22 protein-coding genes are annotated in these 22,530 nt (G+C 38.0%); 5 read left to right on the top strand and 17 right to left on the bottom strand.

Features of this window, described 5'->3' with window-relative positions:
- Window positions 1–16: 16 nt before the first annotated feature.
- From C9J37_RS14690 to prsW, 9 genes are all read right to left on the bottom strand, one after another.
- Entirely contained in the window at window positions 17–226 is a 210-nt protein-coding gene (locus tag C9J37_RS14690) for a DUF2768 domain-containing protein (protein ID WP_024364291.1), read from the bottom strand.
- A 413-nt stretch (window positions 227–639) separates the two neighbouring features.
- The gene (locus C9J37_RS14685) at window positions 640–1,656 is read right to left on the bottom strand and encodes an NAD(P)H-dependent glycerol-3-phosphate dehydrogenase (protein WP_024364292.1); all 1,017 of its coding nucleotides are present in this window, start codon (window positions 1,654–1,656) and stop codon (window positions 640–642) included.
- A 158-nt stretch (window positions 1,657–1,814) separates the two neighbouring features.
- Entirely contained in the window at window positions 1,815–3,125 is a 1,311-nt protein-coding gene (gene der, locus C9J37_RS14680; protein ID WP_024364293.1) for a ribosome biogenesis GTPase Der, read from the bottom strand.
- A 448-nt stretch (window positions 3,126–3,573) separates the two neighbouring features.
- Window positions 3,574–4,710 (bottom strand): 30S ribosomal protein S1, encoded by a 1,137-nt coding sequence (gene rpsA / locus C9J37_RS14675; RefSeq protein ID WP_107895943.1) that lies wholly within the window; start codon window positions 4,708–4,710, stop codon window positions 3,574–3,576.
- Window positions 4,711–4,812: 102 nt separating this feature from the next.
- Entirely contained in the window at window positions 4,813–5,487 is a 675-nt protein-coding gene (gene cmk / locus C9J37_RS14670; protein WP_025219070.1) for a (d)CMP kinase, read from the bottom strand.
- A gap of 83 nt (window positions 5,488–5,570) precedes the next feature.
- Window positions 5,571–6,230: a flagellar brake protein gene (locus tag C9J37_RS14665; RefSeq protein WP_107895986.1), complete on the bottom strand. Its 660-nt coding sequence runs from the start codon at window positions 6,228–6,230 to the stop codon at window positions 5,571–5,573.
- An 86-nt stretch (window positions 6,231–6,316) separates the two neighbouring features.
- A complete protein-coding gene (locus C9J37_RS14660) occupies window positions 6,317–7,591 on the bottom strand; it encodes a PepSY1/2 domain-containing protein (protein ID WP_235617127.1) in 1,275 nt (424 codons plus the stop codon).
- 24 nt (window positions 7,592–7,615) lie between these two features.
- Window positions 7,616–8,440, bottom strand: a complete 825-nt coding sequence (sleB, locus tag C9J37_RS14655; RefSeq protein ID WP_069511802.1) for a spore cortex-lytic enzyme — start codon at window positions 8,438–8,440, stop codon at window positions 7,616–7,618.
- A 100-nt stretch (window positions 8,441–8,540) separates the two neighbouring features.
- Window positions 8,541–9,215, bottom strand: coding sequence for a glutamic-type intramembrane protease PrsW (prsW, locus tag C9J37_RS14650; RefSeq protein ID WP_024362348.1), 675 nt, complete (start codon window positions 9,213–9,215; stop codon window positions 8,541–8,543).
- Between the two features lie 83 nt (window positions 9,216–9,298).
- Here prsW and C9J37_RS14645 point away from each other — a divergent pair, with 83 nt between their 5' ends.
- Window positions 9,299–10,267: an asparaginase gene (locus C9J37_RS14645; RefSeq protein WP_107895941.1), complete on the top strand. Its 969-nt coding sequence runs from the start codon at window positions 9,299–9,301 to the stop codon at window positions 10,265–10,267.
- A gap of 67 nt (window positions 10,268–10,334) precedes the next feature.
- Here the strand turns inward: C9J37_RS14645 and C9J37_RS14640 are convergent, their stop codons facing one another.
- From C9J37_RS14640 to C9J37_RS14610, 7 genes are all read right to left on the bottom strand, one after another.
- Window positions 10,335–11,876, bottom strand: coding sequence for an aminotransferase class V-fold PLP-dependent enzyme (locus tag C9J37_RS14640; protein ID WP_107895940.1), 1,542 nt, complete (start codon window positions 11,874–11,876; stop codon window positions 10,335–10,337).
- Between the two features lie 4 nt (window positions 11,877–11,880).
- Window positions 11,881–12,441 carry a glycerol-3-phosphate acyltransferase gene (locus tag C9J37_RS14635; protein ID WP_025219067.1) on the bottom strand — a complete coding sequence of 187 codons (561 nt, stop codon included), beginning with the start codon at window positions 12,439–12,441 and terminating at the stop codon, window positions 11,881–11,883.
- Between the two features lie 68 nt (window positions 12,442–12,509).
- The gene (locus C9J37_RS14630; RefSeq protein WP_107895939.1) at window positions 12,510–13,475 is read right to left on the bottom strand and encodes a YpdA family putative bacillithiol disulfide reductase; all 966 of its coding nucleotides are present in this window, start codon (window positions 13,473–13,475) and stop codon (window positions 12,510–12,512) included.
- Window positions 13,476–13,620: 145 nt separating this feature from the next.
- Window positions 13,621–14,376, bottom strand: coding sequence for a metallophosphoesterase (locus C9J37_RS14625; RefSeq protein ID WP_107895938.1), 756 nt, complete (start codon window positions 14,374–14,376; stop codon window positions 13,621–13,623).
- 159 nt (window positions 14,377–14,535) lie between these two features.
- Window positions 14,536–15,288, bottom strand: coding sequence for a LysM peptidoglycan-binding domain-containing protein (locus tag C9J37_RS14620; RefSeq protein WP_107895937.1), 753 nt, complete (start codon window positions 15,286–15,288; stop codon window positions 14,536–14,538).
- A gap of 87 nt (window positions 15,289–15,375) precedes the next feature.
- A complete protein-coding gene (locus C9J37_RS14615) occupies window positions 15,376–16,818 on the bottom strand; it encodes a RecQ family ATP-dependent DNA helicase (protein ID WP_107895936.1) in 1,443 nt (480 codons plus the stop codon).
- Window positions 16,818–17,846 (bottom strand): YpbB family protein, encoded by a 1,029-nt coding sequence (locus C9J37_RS14610; protein ID WP_107895935.1) that lies wholly within the window; start codon window positions 17,844–17,846, stop codon window positions 16,818–16,820. Before C9J37_RS14610 ends, C9J37_RS14615 begins: the two co-directional genes overlap by 1 nt.
- A 105-nt stretch (window positions 17,847–17,951) precedes the next feature.
- On the opposite strand from C9J37_RS14610, the gene C9J37_RS14605 reads away from it, so the two are divergent.
- The gene (locus C9J37_RS14605; protein WP_024362357.1) at window positions 17,952–18,200 is read left to right on the top strand and encodes a ferredoxin; all 249 of its coding nucleotides are present in this window, start codon (window positions 17,952–17,954) and stop codon (window positions 18,198–18,200) included.
- Between the two features lie 209 nt (window positions 18,201–18,409).
- Window positions 18,410–19,192: an enoyl-ACP reductase FabI gene (locus tag C9J37_RS14600; protein ID WP_081769866.1), complete on the top strand. Its 783-nt coding sequence runs from the start codon at window positions 18,410–18,412 to the stop codon at window positions 19,190–19,192.
- A 97-nt stretch (window positions 19,193–19,289) separates the two neighbouring features.
- Here C9J37_RS14600 and C9J37_RS14595 read toward each other — a convergent pair whose 3' ends face one another.
- Window positions 19,290–20,495 carry an MFS transporter gene (locus C9J37_RS14595; protein ID WP_107895934.1) on the bottom strand — a complete coding sequence of 402 codons (1,206 nt, stop codon included), beginning with the start codon at window positions 20,493–20,495 and terminating at the stop codon, window positions 19,290–19,292.
- A gap of 465 nt (window positions 20,496–20,960) precedes the next feature.
- Between C9J37_RS14595 and C9J37_RS14590 the strand changes: the two genes are divergently transcribed.
- Both C9J37_RS14590 and C9J37_RS14585 read left to right on the top strand, forming a co-directional pair.
- Complete coding sequence (locus C9J37_RS14590) at window positions 20,961–21,785, top strand: methyl-accepting chemotaxis protein (protein ID WP_107895933.1); 825 nt, start codon at window positions 20,961–20,963, stop codon at window positions 21,783–21,785.
- 23 nt (window positions 21,786–21,808) lie between these two features.
- Complete coding sequence (locus C9J37_RS14585) at window positions 21,809–22,345, top strand: GNAT family N-acetyltransferase (RefSeq protein WP_107895932.1); 537 nt, start codon at window positions 21,809–21,811, stop codon at window positions 22,343–22,345.
- Window positions 22,346–22,530: the final 185 nt, after the last annotated feature.

Here is a 22,530-nt window from a genome sequence, read left to right as displayed (position 1 = left end):
CACGTTCTTCCTCCTTTTAAGGCCATGTGGCAATAATAAGTACCATTAAAAATGTTCCAAGTCCAAACAGTATGTATGCTAATAAATTTACGATTGTACGTAAAAAACCATTTGAAATTTTATTGCGGCCTAAATAAATTAAACCAACCGACAAAATCATAAAGCCGATACAATAAAAAGATACCCACATGACATCTAGTGCAGGCATATGTGCTAACGGACCCATTTTCGTCTACCACCTTTCTTCAATGACACGAGACAATCAACGTTTATTATACTATGGGCAACTTCAAAAAAGAAATGGCGCTGAAGCAAAAAAGAAAATAGCCTAACGACTTTAGTGAAAATACTATTTTTTTGATATACTTATAAAATTTAAGAAATGTACTATAGAATAAGAAGATAGCTATAATCAATTATATACCCATGGAAATTATAACATATATTTACTAAATAGAGAGAGAATTATGAACGTTCAAAGGACTATTTACATAGTTAAGTTATGAGTAAAGTGCTAAAATTATATTTCCCTTTTGGCATTCAAATTAAAAAAGGTATCTCACAGTGTGTCTGAGATACCTTTTTGTGTCCATTTCATGACAAATTCTTGCTGTTTAATAAATTGAAAGTTACGGTAATTTAGTGCATCATTTCGTCAATTTCACGCTTTTTCATACGCATCATCAATGCATCAACCGCCACTTTTGGCTCTACATCGTTAAACAATACACCATAAAGTTCTGTTGAAATAGGCATTGCAACATTATATTTTTCTGCCAATTGATAGGCTGCCTTCGTTGTTCGTACGCCTTCCACTACCATTCCCATTTGATCGAGTACTTCTGGCAATTTCATGCCCTTACCTAACATATTTCCAGCACGCCAATTACGAGAATGCACGCTTGTACATGTTACGATTAAATCACCCATACCTGTCAGCCCCGCGAATGTAAATGGATTTCCGCCCATTTTGACACCTAAGCGCGTAATTTCAGCGAGTCCGCGTGTAATTAGTGCCGCTTTTGCATTATCACCATAATTTAGACCGTCTGTAATGCCTGCCGCTAACGCTATCACGTTTTTTAAAGCCCCACCCATTTCTACGCCTATAACATCCTCATTTGTATAAACGCGGAAAAATTGATTCATAAACAAATCTTGTACTTTTTCAGCTGCTTCGATATTGGCACAAGCTGCCGTAATCGTTGTCGGATGATGTAATACGACTTCCTCTGCATGACTTGGCCCTGAGAGTACTACAATGTCTTCGATAAATTCAGTTGGCAAGCTTTCAGCCAAAATTTCTGATATACGTTTTAATGAATCAGGCTCAATTCCCTTTGATACATGGACAAATAATACTTTTTGGTCTAATGTAGCAGTCATCTTTTCACAAACTTCTCGAATAGCCTTCGTTGGCACTGCTACTATTATTGTATTTGAGTGTGCTACTGCCTTTGCAATATCATTCGTTGCATGTAAATTCTCCGGTAATAGCGTTTCAGGTAAATACTTTTTATTTGTATGCTGCGTATTCATTTCTTCAGCCTGATCTGCTCTATGCGTCCATACAAGCGTATCATGTCCATTTTCCGCAAGTACCATTGCTAGTGCCGATCCCCATGAGCCTGCTCCTAGTACACAAACTCGTTCCATTGTTATTCCCCCTTTTAATTTCTACAGGTTAATCGCTAAAGGTCCATATGCATGCTAGACATATTTTAACCAATTAGTGATTTAGCCTAGTCCTTTGAAAAAAGACGCCACCCAACAACAATTGTCGGGTTGGCGTACTGAATGTGTAATATTTTAAATTATGCACGTGCACGTGTAATTAAACGAATTGGCGTCCCTTCAAAATCAAATGTTTCACGAATTCTATTTTCTAAAAATCGCTCATAAGAGAAGTGCATTAATTCTGTTTCGTTGACGAATACCACAAACGTTGGTGGTTGAATCGCCACTTGTGTTGCATAGTAAATACGTAAACGGCGACCTTTGTCAGTTGGCGCTGGGTTACGTGCCACAGCATCTTCAATCACTTCATTCAGAATAGATGATTGAATACGCATTGCATGATTTTCACTTACACGCTGCACAATCGGTAAAATTTGATGTACTCGTTGTTTTGTATTGGCTGATACGAAAATAATTGGTGCATAGTCTAAGAATAAAAAGTGCTCACGGATTTGCTGCGTAAAAACATTCATTGTTTTTTCGTCTTTTTCAATCGCATCCCATTTGTTAACGACAATAACAATTGCTTTACCAGCCTCATGTGCATAGCCTGCAATTTTTTTATCCTGTTCCTGAATACCCTCTTCAGCATTCAGAACAACTAATACAACGTCAGAGCGTTCAATGGCACGTAGCGCACGTAACACAGAATATTTTTCTGTCGTTTCGTACACTTTTCCTTTTTTACGCATGCCGGCCGTATCAATAATGACATATTCATGCCCATCATATTCGTAAGGTGTATCAATTGCATCTCGCGTTGTACCTGCAATATTGCTGACAATAACGCGTTCTTGACCTAAAAAGGCATTGACTAGTGATGATTTCCCGACATTTGGACGACCAATTAAAGAGAATTTAATTACATCATCGCCATATTGGTTTTCATCCTCTTGAGGGAAGTGTTTTGCACACTCATCCAATAAGTCCCCTAAGCCTAAGCCATGGGAGCCTGAAATTGGCCAAGGTTCACCAAAGCCAAGTGCATAAAAATCATAAATCATTTCACGCATGTCCGGATTATCAATTTTGTTGACAGCTAGAACGACAGGCTTTTTTGTTTTGTATAAAATTTTTGCAACTTGTTCATCTGCTGCTGTTACGCCTTCACGGCCATTCGTCATAAATATAATAACGTCTGCTTCTTCAATAGCGATTTCTGCTTGTTGACGAATTTGTTCTAAAAACGGCTCGTCTCCAATTTCGATACCACCTGTATCAATAATATTAAAATCATGTGTTAACCACTCTGCCGAACTATAAATACGGTCACGTGTTACTCCCGGAATATCTTCTACAATCGAGACACGTTCTCCAACGATACGATTAAAAATCGTCGACTTACCTACGTTCGGACGACCTACGATGGCTACTACTGGTTTCGTCATCTGTACTTCATCCTTCCAACTTCTTATCTTTCGCTATTATACACGAAAAATGCCATTATATCATAACATATCCATCGAGGAGAGTACTTTTTACCTTTCTGCTCGACATAATTGTTGTTTTTTGTAGCAGCGTGCTTTTTATTCCCCGTATCATTCATCTATTTTAAGCATTGTCTTATTTTCTTTTGCGCACGTGCAATTCCGCTTAGTATCACCAAATCGGCAAATTAACATGTAAACAAAGTAAGCCCCACCAAATAGGCTTCTGTAGGCAGCGAACTAGACATGGCTTCACTCATTTATTAGGCAAATGCCATGGATAGAAGCTCTTACTCGCCCACTAAAAGCGCAGTGATGGGGCTTGCATAGTTACATTGCTATGCAGCTTAATTAGCATATGTCGACAGACGAAAGCGAGGATACAACATCATATCCTCGCATGTCATGATTATTTAAAGTTTTTCAGTTGATCGCCGATGACATCACCAAGAGAGAAACCTGTGTTTTCTTCTGGTAATTCATAATCGATTACTTCTTCAGCCTCTGGATTTTCCAATAAATCTTTTATACTTAATGCCAGACGACCTTCGTCAACGTTAACATCCAGCACCTTTACCTGCACCTCTTGCGCTTCTTTTAACGCTTCATGAGGTGTATTAATATGTTTGTGCGCAATTTGCGATATATGCACTAAGCCTTCCACACCTGGGAACACTTCTACAAAAGCACCAAAGGACGTAAGGCGTTTGACTTTCCCTACAAGTACTGTGCCTTTCGCTGCACGCTCTTCAATATTCGACCAAGGTCCAGGAATTGTTTCCTTAATGGATAATGAGATACGCTCATTCTCTGGATCTACCGACAGAACTTTTACCTTCACTTCTTGTCCTTCTGATAAAACCTCACTGACATCACTTACATGCTCATGTGATACTTGTGAAATATGGACAAGGCCATCGATACCACCAAGGTCAATAAATGCACCAAACGATGCTATACGTTGCACTTTACCGTCTAATACATCACCAGCTTTAATTTGGTTAATGACATTTTTCTTCTGAGAAGCTTTCTCAGATTCAACTACAGCTCGATGTGATAAAATTAAGCGATTTTTTTCTTTATCTAGCTCAACAATTTTAAAGCTTAATACTTTCCCTTTATAATCTTCAAAATCATCAACAAAATAATCTTCTACTAAGGATGCCGGAACGAAGCCACGAACTCCTAAATCAACAACAAGACCACCTTTAACAATATCCTTTACTTCCGCTTCGAAAACTTCCTCAGCAGCAAATTGTTGTTCTAGTGTATCCCATGCTTTTAAGGCATCTACTTTACGTTTTGATAATACATAGTTTCCTTCTTCAACTTTTGTAATCATCAATTCTAACTCATCCCCAACGGAGATTGCGTCAGACGCTTTTTCAATGTGTAAGCTCGATAATTCACTTATTGGTACGATACCGTCAAACGGTGCACCTGGAATTGAAACAGTTACCGCTTTTTCATCAACCTGCTCTGCAATACCTTTGACGATATCACCTTCGTTAAACGTTTGTTCTGCATAGTTCATTTCTTCAGACATATGTAACCCTCCTTCGCATCTTCCCTTACTATTTTATTCGATATTCAAGACAAAGACAAAAATAAATCCTTTAAATTCAAAAAATGTCTGAAATTTTAGGATTTATACCATTTTTTCTTGTGCTAATTTTAAAATGGCCTGTGCTGCGGCATCAATTGATAGCTCCGTTGTGTCTAAAAATATAGCATCGGCTGCTTGAATCAGTGGTGATGCTTCGCGTTCACTGTCCATTTTGTCGCGCAAAGCAATCTCCTCTTGAAGCTTTTCTATTGAAGACGCTATCCCTCTTTTTTCATTGTCAATAAAACGACGTCTTGCACGTTCTTCTACAGTAGCAGACATGAAGATTTTGAGTTCAGCATTTTTTAACACATGCGTCGCAATATCCCGTCCATCCATCACAACACCACCATTTGCAGCAAGTTTTTGCTGCTGTGCGACCAACAATTCACGTACTTTGGCATGTGCTGCTACTTGTGAAACAGATGATGTAACTTCGTTAGAGCGTATTGCATCTGATACGTTTTCGCCGTCTAAAAAAACAAGTTGACCTTGAGGAGATGGCTTTAATTCAATTGAGCTAACGGCTAACATTTCTGCTAATTTTGCTTCATCATCTAAATGTATGTTTTGTTGCATCGCTTTATACGTAACTGCTCGATACATTGCACCCGTATCGATATACGTGAATCCTAGTGATTCTGCAACGATTTTCGCGATTGTACTTTTCCCAGCTCCTGCAGGTCCATCAATCGCAATTTGAATGTTTTTGTTCATTATGCTTCCCTACTTTCTTTCACACCATATTGTATCATACTAACAAAAAAAAGCCCTCTATTTGCAAGAGGGCTTCAGTGATTTTAATCATCGAAAGGATTTAATTCTTTACGGCGATTTACTAGCTGACGTTCGAAGCAGAAACGTACGATATGTTGTTGATCGATATCATCCGTATCTGTTAACTGGATGGTAGCAATTGTCTTATCTTCTTTTTCAAATATCTTAACAACAGTAGCTTCTGTTACGACATAAATGACATCTCCATTGGCAAATGGTAAGACAATCGTTAATTTAACATCATCACCGTCTTTGAAAGCTACATCACCTTTCAAAATTAGTGCAATACCACCCGCACTGATATCCGCTGTGACTAATTGATACTTAAATTCATTAAATTGAACTGCCACATCAACAGGTGTTTCAACACGAACATATTCACGACGTTGAATTTTAATAAAATCATCTTCTTGAGGGCAATGCAACATAATCATCGGTATATTGCCCGCCTTGCGTCCTATTACTTCTGTATTGAATGCATAGGAAAGCTTATCCTCTGTTCGAAAGGTTGCCCTAAATTCTGAACCATCTATTAAAAAAGCGGTTTTCTTTGTTACTACATTTGTTGGATAGTCAATATAAAGAATATTGTCTTTTTGTTCAACTACTTTACAGCGGAATTTCTCTATACGTTCTGTATAAGTAGGTTCTAGTTGTAATAGTGTTCCAATTTTTATTTCCATGAGCATCTCCCCGAACAATATATATACCTCCATTATCGCATGGGATGTAAATTTTGGCTATATGAACTGGGAGCTTTTTCTTTATCTTAGGTTAAATATTCTACTTTTAAAACATTGTGATTTTCAGCATCAATGACAATACGGAATGTTTCTTGCGTCTGTTCATCTCGAACGGCTATCACTTCATAGCAAAGGCGTTGCTCGAATTGTCCATTATCCGTATAAATATTTTTCACTTCTTCAACGCGCACATTATTATCAAAGAAAGATTTCCAATCAATTGGATTGGCCTTTTGAGGTTTGATTGATTCTTCTTGGATATATTCCATTGCATTGGCACCTAGTAATTCCCCAGTATCTTTTGCAATTTTTAACTGAACACCATCCGCATAGATTAATGCATTATCACCAGGATGAACGCGTGCAAATGTAACATGCCATGCTAAATGATTTTCACGTGCTTCAACATAAGCAACATCTTTCATTTCCAATCGCTTTAAATGTTCTTCAGCTTTTTTAATTATTTCATCTTGGGAAAGTTTTGCTTCATCCACAGGACGTTCCACTAAATAGGACAGTAAATGTCCTCCTTTTTCAGTTAAATCTACATAGCCTAAGCGAATTCCTTGGTGGAACTGTATGTGATAAAACGGATACGGTGCGGTATCACTACTTTTGGTCACAGTAAATGTAGCATCTTTAATAAGCGGGAATAAATATTTCACTTTTTCCAATGCTTCTTTTTCCGTAATAACTGAATCTTGTAACGCTTTTAATTCTATTTTCTTTTGCCAATCTGCTTCACTTAAAGTAAGCGGGAAATCACTTTCACCATAATCTTTTAGTGTCTTTTGTATATTATCGAAAGAGGTATTAGGATTTTTATTGTCTACTTGACGCATCCAAACATCCATTTTTCCATCTTGCTTGTAGTAATCAACCGTTGCTGTCGTCCACTCGTCAGATAAAGCTTGTAAATTCGTAGAAATTTGTGGCATTTTTTCTCGCCATGCTTCATAATCCCCCGATTTTGCTGTTTTCTTTGCTTCATCTCCTAGTTTTCCCAAATAACCTAGCCACTGATTAGAAAGTTCTTGCCCAATTGGAATATTCGCAATAGAAGAGCGTACTTCAGAGCTTAGTCGCCAAATAGAATCTAACTCACTATCGATCGCCTTTTCATCCTTAAATAATAAGGATTGTGAAACGGCTCTTTGTAAGTATGATAATTTTTCAGAAGCGTCCGTTAATTTTTCTGTATACTGCGCATGTACAGTACGTTGTAAACTTTCTTTATCGCCATGTAAATCAATGCTATAGGCACCCAAACCAATTACTGCTATTGTTAAAATAACGAGCATTGTTCTCAATTGTTTTCCTCCTTTCTATGAACAGAAAATATGCTCACCTATTTGTTTTATTTGAGGACGAGTCCAAATCCACTTACTTGTTGCTGTTTTTGGATTAAAGTAATAAAGGGCATTTTCCGATGGATCCCAGCCATTCATAGCATCAATAACCGCTTCCTTTGCACGTTGGTTCGGCTCTAGCCAAATTTGTCCATCTGCTACTGCTGTAAATGCCAATGGTTGGAAGATAATACCTGATATTGTATTAGGGAAATCAGGGCTTTCTAGTCGATTTAAAATAACTGCTGCTACAGCAACTTGCCCCTCATAAGGTTCTCCCCTCGCTTCTCCGTAAACGGCATTAGCGATTAGCTGTAAATCTCGCTCTGTATACTTTGGTGGAATTTGTGTATCGGTACCATTACTATTGCTGCTACCACTGCTATCACCACTATTTGCTGTACTGCCTCCACCACTATTTTTCACCTGTTGATCAAGAGGCACACCACCATAATAGGTAAATTGATTGCCTGCTTTTAATTGCGCTTTCACCCAATTCTCATCATAATCTGAATAGCCAGCTAACGCTTTTTTCGTCTTTGCCCCCGCTATTCCATCAATCGGCAATCCATATTTTTCTTGGAAATTTCGCAGTGCCCAATACGTGTTGTAGCCAAATTTCCCATCAATTTTACTTTTATAAAATCCTAAGTATTGTAGTCTAGCTTGCAGCTCAATCACGTCATCTCCATAAGCACCACGAGCAATCTGTTGATCGCTAAACGCTATGGCGTCATTTTGCGGTATCGAGACTATACTAATCGCAAATAGGAAAGCAAAAAGTATGCTTAATAAACGCACAATCATCACTCCTTTTTTTTATAGCTTGAAACAAACGACACTTTTTATACATTGATAAACAAGAAAAAAACGTAGAAATCGTTATTAGATTTCTACGTTTTTATATTTTTTTATGCATATGCAAATGTTGGACAAGATGATAGTGTGCTAGCTTTACTTTACGTAAGCCAAACCACCATAAAAATAACATAAACGGTATCATTAAATATACCCAATGCCCTTTAAATGATAATATTGTATTGTATAAAATGTGTAATACTACCGGTGCGCAAATGGCCATTGCAATCATTTCTTTCGTCTTTGCATTTTTTGAAAATTTAGCACGTCCATAGTAATAGCCCATTACTACACCGAACAGAGCATGACTGGATACGGGTAATAACGCGCGCATAAAGGCCGTGTTCAAACCAAAAGAAAATAAATATAATATATTTTCTATCGTAGCAAATCCAAGAGATATACTTGCACCGTACAATATACCATCATAAGGATCATCAAATTCCACATGATTGTAAATAGCTATTAACAGAACAAACCATTTAAAAAACTCTTCAATGACACTTGAAAAAAGGACATCTTGTAAATAAAGATATCGAAAAACTCCCTCCTCCGTTAATACATATTGTAAAAACAAGATAGGGAAAGTTAGAAAAGCACCATACAAAAACGTTTGAAGTAAAGTTCTTCTTGGCTCCGTTGCCATTTGATTGCGCAAATAGAAGTAACTAAAAAGCGCTAGACCGGGAGCAATGGCAGCTGATAAAAGAATGATCATGTTGCCGGCTCCTTTCAACAATAGACTGATATCATTATACCATGTAATGACAAAAAAACTTTTTAAAAGGAGATATATTTTTTATGAAAAAAACAATTTTATTAATTCATACAGGTGGCACAATTTCCATGGCAATGAGTGATGAAGGTGCAGTTATGCCTAACAAGGAAAATCCATTAATAAAAGAGAGTAAAAAACTTAATACACTGGCATCTATAAAAGAATTGGAGGCGTTTAATCTTCCTTCACCACATATAACACCAAAAGAAATGCTTCATTTACGTAACTTAATTATGGAAAAAACTTCAACAGAACATTTTGATGGTGTGGTCATTACACACGGCACAGATACATTAGAAGAAACAGCCTATTTTTTAGAATTAACAACCAATCTATCCATTCCAATTGTCTTAACAGGTGCAATGCGCTCCTCTAATGAGCTAGGTGCTGACGGCATATACAATTTAGTGGAAGCTGTTCGTGTAGCGATAGATGCTGAAGCAAAAGACAAAGGTGTGTTAGTTGTGATGAACGACGAAGTCCATTTGGCTGTCAACACAACAAAAACGAGCACGAGCTCAGTCAATACATTTCAATCCCCACAATACGGCCCAATCGGACTTATTACAAAAACACGTATTCTGTTTCATCATGCCCCGATTCGCCGCCAATATGTAGATGTACAAGGCTTAACAAAACGAGTAGCGATGCTGAAAGTATATGCGGGAATGGAAGTTGATTTACTCGATGTTGTCCTTGCCTGCCAATATGACGGTGTTGTACTTGAAGGACTTGGACAAGGCAATGTACCACCAACAGTTGTAAAAGGCATTGAAAGTCTATTGGAACGAGGTATTCCGGTCGTTCTAGTTTCTAGATGCTTCAATGGCATCGCAGAAGGCGTATATGGCTACGTTGGTGGTGGTAAAATGCTTGAAGACTTAGGCGCAATTTTCGCCACAGGCATTAACGGACAAAAAGCACGCTTAAAGTTACTAATCGGTCTAAATACAGCAGGAAATCCTTTAGACTTAAAAGAGTTTTTCCAGTAATACTACTGCCTCAATTGTTAGAGACCACCTAACAATTGGGGCAGTTTAAAGTTATGTGAGATGTCACTTATAAATCAACTGTTTGCTTATAGAAAGTTAACAAATTTTGCAAGCGACTATAGGCTAACTCAAAATCAGGTTGAATCACCGATAACTGTATGAAATTTCGATGTTTTAAATAGTTACTATCTGCATGCACAAATAACCCGTTTAATTTTAAATCTGTTGCTAGCTTGGTTAAGCCATTTGGACATTGTATAGTGATAATCATTGGATACGCTGTGATTGGTAAACGATAATGCATAAAAGGCAACTGCAACAATGCATCATAGCGCTGCTGTAGTTGATGATAACGTGCTGGATAGGCTTGTAAGGCTTCCACTACATTCCCAACAAGTGCTGCTGGTAGTGTATAGGGAATTGTTCCATGTTGATAATTGGTTAAATCCAAATAGGCAGGCAACGATGTTACAGGCTCTACAAGTTCTTGAGAAAACACAAAGGCCAAGCCACTCAGTGCCCCAATAGCTTTACCACTCACCGCTGTCGCTAAATAACAATCGTCCAATAAAATCGGCATAGCACCAAAAGAGCTAATACAATCAACACAAAGTTTTATGTTATAGCGCTTAGCCAACTGTTTCATCCCGTGTAAATCATTGCATGCACCTGTTGACGTTTCTCCGTGCACCATAAGTAACCACTGATAAGCCCCCGTTTGTAATAAATCCTCCAATGCCTGCATGTCAAATGCGCTTCCCCACGCTTGCGTAACAACATCAAAATCCAATAACCAACGTTCTGCCTGCTTCTGAAGACGCTCTCCAAATTCCCCATTTGTTAAAATAAGTCCATGCCCCGCTTGTTGAGCCTTAAGTTGCCCAAGCATCACTTCATTTGCTAGCGTCCCTGATCCAACGATTGTAGCAACTTGTTTAGCCCCAGATAATTCAAGCAACTTGCTGCGCATTCGTACATAGAGCGATTGAAAGGCTTGTGACCTGTGCGACATATCAGAATACACAATTGCTCCCTGCTGTTTCACTGGTCCTGGGTAAAATGTATAACTTTCCTGCGCAAGCTTTTGTTGCAACGACTGTTCAAATTGTTGCCTTGTTAAGACCATTGGTAAAAACATTGCTTCGTTTGTTCCTACCGCAGGTGCGAATTGGCTAAAGCCCATTTGTTGATACATCTTTTCCTCACGTGTAGTACCTGAGATAACAGCTGCTGAGTACCCCTTTTCATACGCAAATGCATTTAATGCTTGTGTTAATCTGATTAGTACTCGACCTGAGCGGTAAGGCTTTTTCACTGCAAGTAAGCGAATTTCACAAAGCTTTGTACAAATCTCCTTTGGTAAAAATTGCTCCACTTCGCCAATTTTTTCATCGATTGAAAACGGTCGCTGATCTCGAAAGGCTAACATACCGATAAGCTCAGTACCTTTATACACCACTAAATACGTATTTTCATGATGGAAACGATCGACTTTTCTTTTCAGCTCATTTGGTTCATGTTGTGGAATTTCCTCAACAAAAGTTTCATAATTCAACTGCGCGATTGCATCAAATTCCTTTTCTGTCTGTGCGACTTTACACCAGTACATAATTTCACTTCCCTCTTCTCAATGACTCCTTTATATTGGATGAATGCTTCAATAGCATACACATAATGGCAACAAGTATCGGTATGTATAACTGTAAATGTCCTGTCAGTACAATTGCGCCAATGTAAAATACAAAGCCACCTAACATGCCGAGTGTTAAACTTCTTGTTACACCAAGTACAATAGCTGTACCGACAATCATCATTGAAAATAAAGATGGAGATAGGGCAAGTCCAACACCAATAAACGTTGCAACCCCCTTACCACCATTAAATTTTAGCCAAATCGGATATAAATGACCGAGAATCACGAAACAGGCTCCAGCCATAATAACCCACTGTTCCAAATGCCAGAAATAGCCTAATGTTACAACAAGTACACCTTTTAATGCATCCCCTAAAAATGTCCACATAAATGCAGCCTTGCCAATTACACTCCCTGCATTTCTGGCTCCTAGATTTTTACTACGTTCTTGTTGTAAATTGACACCATACATTTTTCCAACGAAATAAGCCGTCAAAAAGTTTCCAACACTATAACTAAATAGCCAATAAAGCCAAGTCATTATTCCCCTCCTTCTACAGTCTAAAGAAGCTGTATAAGCAGTGCATGCCTATACAGCTTCCTTTTCTTTTATAGCTTTCTTTCCGCAATAGCTTGAGCAATACAATCCCCATGGAAGCGGCCATTTTCTATAAAAATTTCATTGGCATTATTCCCTGCTGCAATAACCCCAGCAATAAATAATCCAGCTACATTGGTTTCCATTGTTTCTGGATGACAAAATGGTCGACCAGTTTCTTCGTCAATTGTAACTCCCATCGCACGGATAAATGAATGGTCTGGATGATAGCCTGTCATAGCAAAGACAAAGTCGTTTTTTATCATTACTTCACGACCATCAATATTGATGATGACTTCATGTTCACGGATTTCCTTCACAATTGTATTAAAATGCATTGTGACTTCTCCATTGCGCACAACACCTTCAAATTCTGGTAAGACCCATGGCTTAATGCTTGGTGAATACTCGCTACCTCGATAAACAACTGTGACACGAGCGCCCGCTTTGTTTAATTCTAAAGCTGCATCTACTGCTGAATTTTTGCCACCAATCACAAGGACATCCGTATCAAAAAATTCATGACCTTCTTTAAAATAATGATGAACTTTAGGTAATGCCTCTCCCGGAATATCCATATAGTTAGGATGATCATAGTAACCCGTTGCAATGACCACATAGGGTGTTCCATATACATCCTTATCAGTCGTAACGGTAAAAAGTTCCCCTGATTTGACAACACTTTCGACTTTTTCAAAACGGTTTACTTGAATATTTTTCAAGCGCACTACTTCACGATAATAAACAAGTGCCTGATTTCGCTTTGGCTTCCGTCCTTCAATAATAAATGGTACATCACCAATCGCTAAACGTTCACTCGTACTAAAAAAAGTTTGATGTGTAGGATAATTGTAAATAGCGTTTACGATATTTCCTTTTTCAATTACAATCGGTTGTAAACCAATTTTTTGCAAAGATATTGCTGCTGCTAAACCACAAGGGCCTCCTCCAACAATAATTGCATCAACTTGTTGCATTGTTTGACACTCCTATCAAATTGGCATCAGCATATTAAACACGGATGCTTAACTGTTGCAGATGAACTCCCTATAGGGCATCTACAAAATGATTTCAAAATCAACTATCGTTTCCATTATACGCCTTCTAAACATTTTTGGTTGTTTATTTATCCGAAATATCAATGTCAATAATATGACACTCCGGTTTCGCTCCTAAACGTAATGGCAATAAAGTTGTACCATAGCCATTACTTACGAGTGTCATGACACCTTCTCGTTGTCGGTAGGAGCCTTGTGGATGCACCCCATATGGACCCACTCGTATTTGCCCACCATGTAAATGTCCACCAATCATTAAGTCCGCTCTAAATTTTGCTCTTACTCGGGCAAAGACACCTGGATTATGTGAAATAAAAACGACTAAATCATCCTCACCTACTTTTTCAAAAGCGGCATCAAAACTATATTTCATTGTCGAAGTATCTTCAATAGCACTTATCCAAAAGCGGTTCTTTTTGGGCAATAACACAGCATCATTGGCGATAATCTTTACACCATGCTGTTGTAAAATAGCTCGAAGTCGCTCCTCGCCGACTTCTCTATCATTATTCCCCCATACAAAATAAGTAGGGCCTAACGGTGTCAATAAATCGAGATTTTCATGAATACGCTGAATCGGCGTGCGTCCATCTGCAAAATCTCCACCAATAATAACCGCATCAAATGTATTTTCTAAGCGTTCAATCATTGGGCGATTAATTTTCCGTAAATGCGTATCTGAAATAAAAAATAGCCGAATCTTTTCTGGTTGACCTTTAAGTGATAATTGATGGTGCAACACATTATTTTCGTGCGCGACCTTCCACATGTAGAGTAGGAAGGCGATAACTATTAAAAGAAATAGTCCAATATATAGCATTCCCTCACTTCTCCTTACGATAGCAAAAAGGCGATTCAGTACGCTATAGAATCGCCTTTTTGCTAATTAGACGTTTGCCTCAACCTTATGTTGGTGTTGACGTTTGTCCTTTATTTTATACTAGAAAAACATCGTTGCCAAAGAATGACACCGTTTTTCTTATGGTAGTTTAATGACTTGCCCAACAATTACCGTGTCAGAAGTCATACCGTTCGCAGCTCGAATTTTCGCTAGCGTTGCTTCACTACCATCACCGTAGTGATTCAATGCAATACGATATAGATTTTCATTAGGTTTAACTGTATGTGTTTTTACTTGTGTTGCATTTTGCTTTTCTTGTTCTGCTTTACGAGCTTGTTCAGCTTTACGTGCTTGCTCCGCTTTTTGCGCTTCTTCGGCCTTTTTTGCTGCCTCTGCCTGTTGCTGTGCTTTCTTCGCTTCTTCCGCTTTTTTCGCCTCAGCTTTTTTCGCTTCTTCTGCCTTCTTTGCTTCGTCAGCAGCTTTTTGTTGTGCAGCTAGCTTTTCAGCATCTTTTTGCGCTTGTTCTTTTGCTTGTTCATTTGCTTTATCATCTTTTTCTTTATCTGCTGATGTAGATGCTTCCGCTTTTCCATCAGTCTTATCAATTTCTACAACAGCATCCATCGTATCTTTTTCAGCTTCTTCAATCGTTTTACCAGGATCATAGAATTGCACAAAATAAATTAATATAGTTAATGGAATTAAGATAAATGTAACAAAAAGAATCGTCATTAAAGGAAATTTACGTTGTTTTGTATTTTTCGGCTTTTTGTTATTACTTCCATTTTTATTCATTCTTGAAACTCTAGATAGATTTTGCTGTTCTTGTTGTTCTTCTTCAAATGACTGACGATGTTCTTCGATTTTATCACGATAGTCTTCTTTACTCATTCGACTTTCCTCCAACCTTGCTACGCATTCTTCTATCATTCTATTATGACGAATTTTGCGAAAAAAGTAAATGACCGTAAGTTTAGTCTAGTCGCTTATTAAAAGCTGTTTTAATCGACTTTCCCACGCCATCATTTCTACTTTCTTCTCTTCCTTCATGCGTACTGTATTGATTTCATCATAATGGATTCCACAATTTTCACAACAGTTTTCAGGTTTTTTCTGCAATTTTTGCCCAAAATACCCGACAAGTTGCTCCCGCAAACAATCTTTTGTCTTTATAATTTTTAACATTTCATCCACTGCCTGATATTTTTCAAGTGCAAAATGATGAAGTCGTGCTTTTACTCGTTCTTCAGGTTCCTGATGGAGCCAATAATCTAGCACACGAAAGGCTGTTTCACTCAACTCACCATTTTTTAACATTTGAGAGGGGGCAATACGCTGCAATGCAAGCTCTTGATAGCGATCGACATGACTAGATGACGGTAAATCTCCTGTTACTACAAATTTCGCCAGTTCCTCGTCACCATCGCTGTAAAGTAAAATCGCAAGTGCAGGTTTACCATCACGACCTGCGCGCCCAATTTCTTGCATATAATTCGCGACATTGGCAGGCATTGTCTCATGTATCACCTGTCGAATATCTCCCTTATTGATGCCCATGCCAAACGCATTGGTCGCCACAATCCAATCTAACTCTCCATCGATAAACTGCTGTTGAATAAATTGACGATCCTCCGCACTATAGCCTGCATGATATGCGGCAGCTCGCAAACCCGCTTGCATAAACAGTTCACAATATTGCTCAGCACGCTTGCGTGATGACAAATATAAAATACCTGGTCCAGCTGTTTTTTTTACATGCTCCACTATCCATTTTGCTTTATCGCCCCTATCCTCGAAAAGAACACGTCCGAGGTGAATATTTGGACGATCAACATTATACATAAATTCAAACGGTGCATGCAGTGATAGTGTAGCATGAATATCTTTTACTACTTTTTCAGTTGCAGTCGCAGACAACGCTAATACAGGGGGACGATTACCTTGTGAAAACCAGTCGCCGATGCGCAAATAATCCGGACGAAAATCAAATCCCCACTGCGAGATACAATGTGCTTCATCCACAACGATAAGACTTAACGTCATATTTGCTAACTTCTCCTGTACCTGTTGTTGTAACAACATCTCCGGCGATGTGAAAATAAAGCGATACTGTTCTAAAAAATGGAGAGCATATCGTTTTTCTTCTACTGTTAAAAATGAGTTTAATGCTACTACCCTTTTTTCACCAAATCGCTTCAGTTGCTCTACTTGATCTTGCATTAAAGACAATAGCGGAGACACTATTAACACTGGTTTTTGCAATAAATAAGCCGGCAACTGATAGCACAATGATTTACCCATGCCAGTTGGCAATAACGCAATAACATCTTTTCCGCTAAGAATTGCTTCAATTACCTCTTTTTGCCCTGGTCGAAAGGTGGCATAACCGAAATATTTTGCTAATGTTTGCTCTAGTTCCATTAAACTTCTCCTTTCGCGAGGACAAGTCTGAGCTGGAAATAACTCAAGTCATTGACCACTTCATGCAATGCCTTTAATTTCTTTGTTTGATATTGCTTGGATGCCTGCCAAACTTTTTCCGCTTCCTCATAAGAGACGTACGGACCAATCGAAAAGTTCGGTTCGTTCATTGCTATTTCAACTAAATGATCTTCAATTGTACTTTGTTTCAATTTTCTAATTTGTACAATCTGCTCAATTGAATACCCTTGTTCATATAAATAGGCGGTTTGCTGTGTCGAATCTGTCAACAATGCCTTTACTCGCACTTCTTCTGCTATTTTGCCAAGCAACGGGTAGTTGTTTGTTGCATGCACTTCATTCAATAGTGTATGTAGTAACTCAATAAATGCTAATTGACTATCAAGTACCGTTTCTTTGCGTTCGCTGGAAAGTTGCTGCCATGTCCAACCTGGTAAACTATAGCCACTCAATCGATAAAGGGCAAGTTGCTTATTGCTTTCAGAAACGGCTAGTGTTGCGAACACACGCAAGCATTCGTCCAGTAATTGCTGTTGCAAATGCCCTGATTGATACAGCTGGTCTTGTAAAAAAGCACGTACCCATGATTGTACTTGCGTATCCTTACTTATTGGTGAAAATGACCGAATCCCCTCTTTTTGATAGGACAAACTTTGTACAACTAAGGAAAGCCGTGCAAAAAACACATGTTCATTTCCTCGATAATGCCAACCGTCAAATAAAAAAGTTGGTGTTTGCGCTGCTCGCTGTAAACCTAGCTTTTTCATGGAATAGTGACCTGATTCCTGCATAATTAACCAACTATATTGCAAAAAGGTAGAAACAGCTTCATCAAATGTCGCACGAGGTAACTTTGGGAGTAATCCAAAATAGTTATGTAACTGAAACAGTCCCACATCTTGAATTGTCTGGCCTGAACGCTTTCCTCTAAGGATATGATAAGCCGCTGATACGGTTCGTTCATTATTTAGTTTTTGAAAGATTTGCAATAAAATTTGATAAAACATTGAAGCAAATTCCTCCAATTTAATAGTATTAGGTTGAAATGTCAGTTAAACATCTTTAAAATGAGTATGAAGCTTTGTAGGAACATCGTAAAAGGAGAGAAAGAAATGGCTAAATACACAATTGTTGATAAAGATACATGCATCGCTTGTGGCGCATGCGGAGCCGCAGCACCAGATATTTATGATTATGATGATGAAGGAATTGCCTTCGTTATTTTAGATGATAACATGGGAACTGCTGAAGTTCCAGAAGATCTGCTAGAAGATATGCAAGATGCTTTTGAAGGTTGCCCGACTGATTCTATCAAAGTGGCTGACGAACCTTTTGACGGCGACTCTTTAAAATTCGAATAGTCTATACCTTACTAAAAAGGCATCCAATAAAGGATGCTTTTTTTATGCATTTGTCATTAACAAAATCAATGTTTCCTAGAATTGAAGAGCGCATTGAAATCAATTTTATGCCCTTTTCATCTTATTATTGCAAGCATAATTTATGTATGATAAGATTTTAGTAGTTGGTACTAATAACAGATATTATTTCGTAAAGGGGATTCTTATAAATGATGGATAATTTATTACAATTAAAAGATAAAAATATTGTCGTAATGGGCGTTGCAAACGATCGCAGTATTGCTTGGGGGATTGCTAAACGTTTATTTGATGTAGGGGCAAACGTGATTTTCACGTATCGTCAGGAACGTTCTTTAAAAAAATTACAAAAACAACTTGAAAACTATGGGCATGCAGATGCTCTTGTTGTGCAATGCGATGTGAACAGTGATGAAAGCACAAAATCAGCATTCGATGAAATCGGTTCAAAAGTTGGGGTTATCCACGGTATTGTGCACTCAGTAGCATTTGCCAATGCAGAAGATTTACACAATCGCTTTTTAGAAACAACTCGTGATGGCTATGCATTTGCCCAAGATACAAGTGCCTATTCCCTTATTTCTACAGCAAAAGCAGCACATCCATACATGACAGAAGGCGGCTCTATTGTAACAATGAGTTACCTAGGTGCAGAACGTGTACTTGATGGCTACAACGTAATGGGTGTTGCCAAAGCTGCATTAGAAGCATCTATGCGCTACCTTGCTGCTGATATTGGTCAAGACAATATCCGTGTCAATGCAATATCTGCAGGTGCTATTCGTACACTTGCTGCGAAAGGCGTTCCTTCATTTAATACGATTTTACACAAAATTGAAGAGACAGCACCGTTAAAACGTAATGTTCAACAAGATGAAGTAGCTGATATGACAATCGTGATGTTATCTCACTTATCACGTGGTGTAACAGGCGAAACAATCTATATTGACGCAGGCTATAATATTATGGGTTAACACCTAAAAAGTGTTAGATTGACGACAATCAATCTAACACTTTTTCTTCGCTTGCTTTTATTACTGCCTAGTTGTAACACTAACTTAGCACCTCACGCTAATGCCCAGTAACGAACCGTTGTTTGGCAATAACGCTTTTTAAAACAAATGTTAGCCCACAAGCAATGACTAAAAAGACCGTGATCATTGCGACCACACCAATCCAGCCAAAATGCATCCAAAATATGCCTCCTACCGTTCCACCGACACTAGAGCCAAAATAGTAGAAAAATAAATATAAAGAAGATGCTTGTGCTTTATCATGAGTAGCTCGTTTACTCACCCATCCACTTGCGATTGAATGAGCTGCAAAAAAACCAAAGGTAAACACTGTAATTCCTACTATTTTTAATAAAAGTAGACCTTGTAGAGTAATAATGGCACCAGCAAGCATAATTGCAATGGCTAACAATAACATTTTCTGACGCCCAAAACGATCAGCTAAACTGCCAAACCACGCAGAGCTAAATGTCCCAACTAAATAAATTACAAATATCCAACCGACAATTGTGGCACTCAAATGATAGGGAGGTGCCATTAATTTAAAACCAATATAATTGTAAAGTGTTACAAAGCTTCCCATTAGCACAAAACTAATAGCAAACAAGCACTGCATGGATGGATCCTTTAAATGCTGCATAAGTGATTTGGTTAAAGCTTTTATTTGTAACGGCCGTGCCGAAAAATGCTGCGAGTTCGGCAGCATCCAGACAAATAACACACTAATGATTAAACTAATGATACCAAGTACAATCATACCAACCTGCCAGTTATAAAGGTCTGTTAATGTACCAATAATGACACGTCCACTAAGACCACCTACAGAATTGCCACTTATGTAAAGTCCCATTGCAATACCTAGGCTAGATGGGTTCATTTCCTCTCCTAAATAAGCCATCGCAATTGCTGGTAAGCCTGCAAATACAACACCTTGAATAACACGTAATACTAATATCGTTTCAAAATTTGGTGAAAAAGCGAGTGCTAGCGTCAAAATGGATGCTGCAAATATCGAAATCGTCATTAATGACTTTCTTCCCCACGCCTCAGATAATGAGCCAACAATGATCATACTAATTGACAGTGCCAATGTGGTCACCGATAGTGACAAACTCGCTACTGCTGGCGAGACATGAAATTCCTCTGCAAATGTCGGTAACAATGGCTGCGAAACGTATAAATTCGCAAAGGTAATAAAGCCTGCTAAAAATAAAGCCCAATTTGCTTTGTGGAATGCCTTTGTTCCTTTCTCTATATAGTCCATTTCAATCTCCTTCCATTTACGAGTCCATCTATCTATTATTCTAATACAATATTCTCCAAAATACAGTGTAAATTGTCGAAAAATAGACAAAAATAAAGAGCTTTTTTGTATTTTTTACCATTTTTATTTGACAATTATATAAATGAGTTAATTTCATAAATGCCTCTTCGATTAAAAAATGCGAACAATGCGTTATAAAAATAACTAAAAATAATATATCGTTCGATTTATTTGGTTTTAATCAGGAACCGCGAAACTCAAAGTTCGTGTTTATTAATGGGGAATTGAATTATGAAATTGATTCAAATTACTAAATGATATTATTTCTATTTTTTCCAATTAATATATTTAATAGTAATAATAGTGATTTAATGTTAAATGCATGTTTTTGCTATGTTGAATTCGGCGTTTATATGCTACAGTGAGTAATATAATGACTGTTATTCTACAATTTGGAGGTATTTCATGAAAATAATCGAAGCTTTAGCACAATCAGCGCACTATATCCATCTTGCATTAAAAGAAGAAGCCATTGTAGCTGTCGTTGATAAAGAAAGTGAAACAGTTGTAAAATACTTAGCAGGCAAACGTGTTGACTCAGGTTATGTAGATGGGCAACAAGTAAATGCAAATGATCAAAATGTTTACATCGCCTTTACTGGAAAAAATGCAGATGTCATCATACCCGAGGATGTATATGGCATTGCCATTAACGCCTTTGCATTTCCAATTCGAGAAAATGGCAAAGTGATTGGCGCTCTAGCGTTTGGACTTCCTATCGATAATGAGCTAAAACTCGAACATTATATGAATACAATGGATAGTATCGTCTATAACCTTCAAGATAAAGTACATAACATCGCCTCCCATTCGGAGGAGCTAGCTGCCACTAGTGAGGAAATTAATAAACAGGCACAACATGCCCTTGAAGATTCTGAAAAAACAAATGATGTCACAGATTTAATAAAAAACATTTCTCAACAGACAAATTTACTTGGCTTAAATGCCTCGATTGAAGCTGCGCGTGCGGGTCAGCATGGAGCTGGTTTTAATATCGTAGCACAGGAAGTTAGAAAACTTTCTTTTGAAACGTCAAGTGCCACGGAAAATATTGAAGCTTCTCTGCGCAATATTACTAGTAATCTTGATAATTTAAAGAAAAACATGGGTCAAATCTCCGACGCAACTAATGAACAAGCACAACTTGTCCAAGATTTTAGTGAAATTATCGACGAACTCACAACATTAAGTCAAGAAATGAAGGGCTTCATGCATAATGCTTTGAAATAAACTATCGAATTGGAGTGTACCAAATGCAAATTACTATAAACCCAGAATTAACATTACGAACAATCACTTTAGAAGATGCAGAGGCAATTTTTGCACTAACAGATAATTCGAGAGCATATTTACGTGAGTGGTTACCATGGTTAGATTTTACAAAGGAACTAGCGGATACAAAAAGCTATATAGAAGGCTGTATTGCTGGCTATGAAGCAAAAAGTAGTATGTCCTTTGTTATTTTGTTCCGCGATAAAATTGTAGGCATTGCGGGTTTTAATACGATTAATCATGCTAATAAAATTGCAGCCATTGGCTATTGGCTTAGTGCAGATGCTCAAGGGCACGGCATTATGACGACAACAGTACAAGCGCTATTACAGTATGCTTTTGTCGAGCTCCAGTTAAACAAAGTGGAAATCCGTGTTGCTGTTGGCAATACAAAAAGTCGCGCGATTCCAGAGCGACTTGGTTTTAAAACGGAAGGAACAATTCGCGCGGCAGAATGGCTATACGATCACTATGTCGATCACGTCGTTTACGGCATGCTTGCGAGCGAATGGACATAAGCATCAGTACTATTGGGTAACAGAGATTCGTCGCTAATAGTATTTGGCTTTGCGCCACTAAAACTTAATTAATCGCCATTTGTATCTTACTTTGGGCCACTATTACTTCATCCATCGCCACTAAAAGTTCCACTTAACATAAAAAAGCTACCTAATCCCGAAGTTTTAGGTAGCTTTTCTTACTA

The organism is Lysinibacillus mangiferihumi, assembly GCF_003049665.1.
GTDB lineage: Bacteria > Bacillota > Bacilli > Bacillales_A > Planococcaceae > Lysinibacillus > Lysinibacillus mangiferihumi.
The sequence above is the reverse complement of the archived record's forward strand: the minus strand, read 5'-3'. Positions and strand labels throughout refer to the sequence as shown.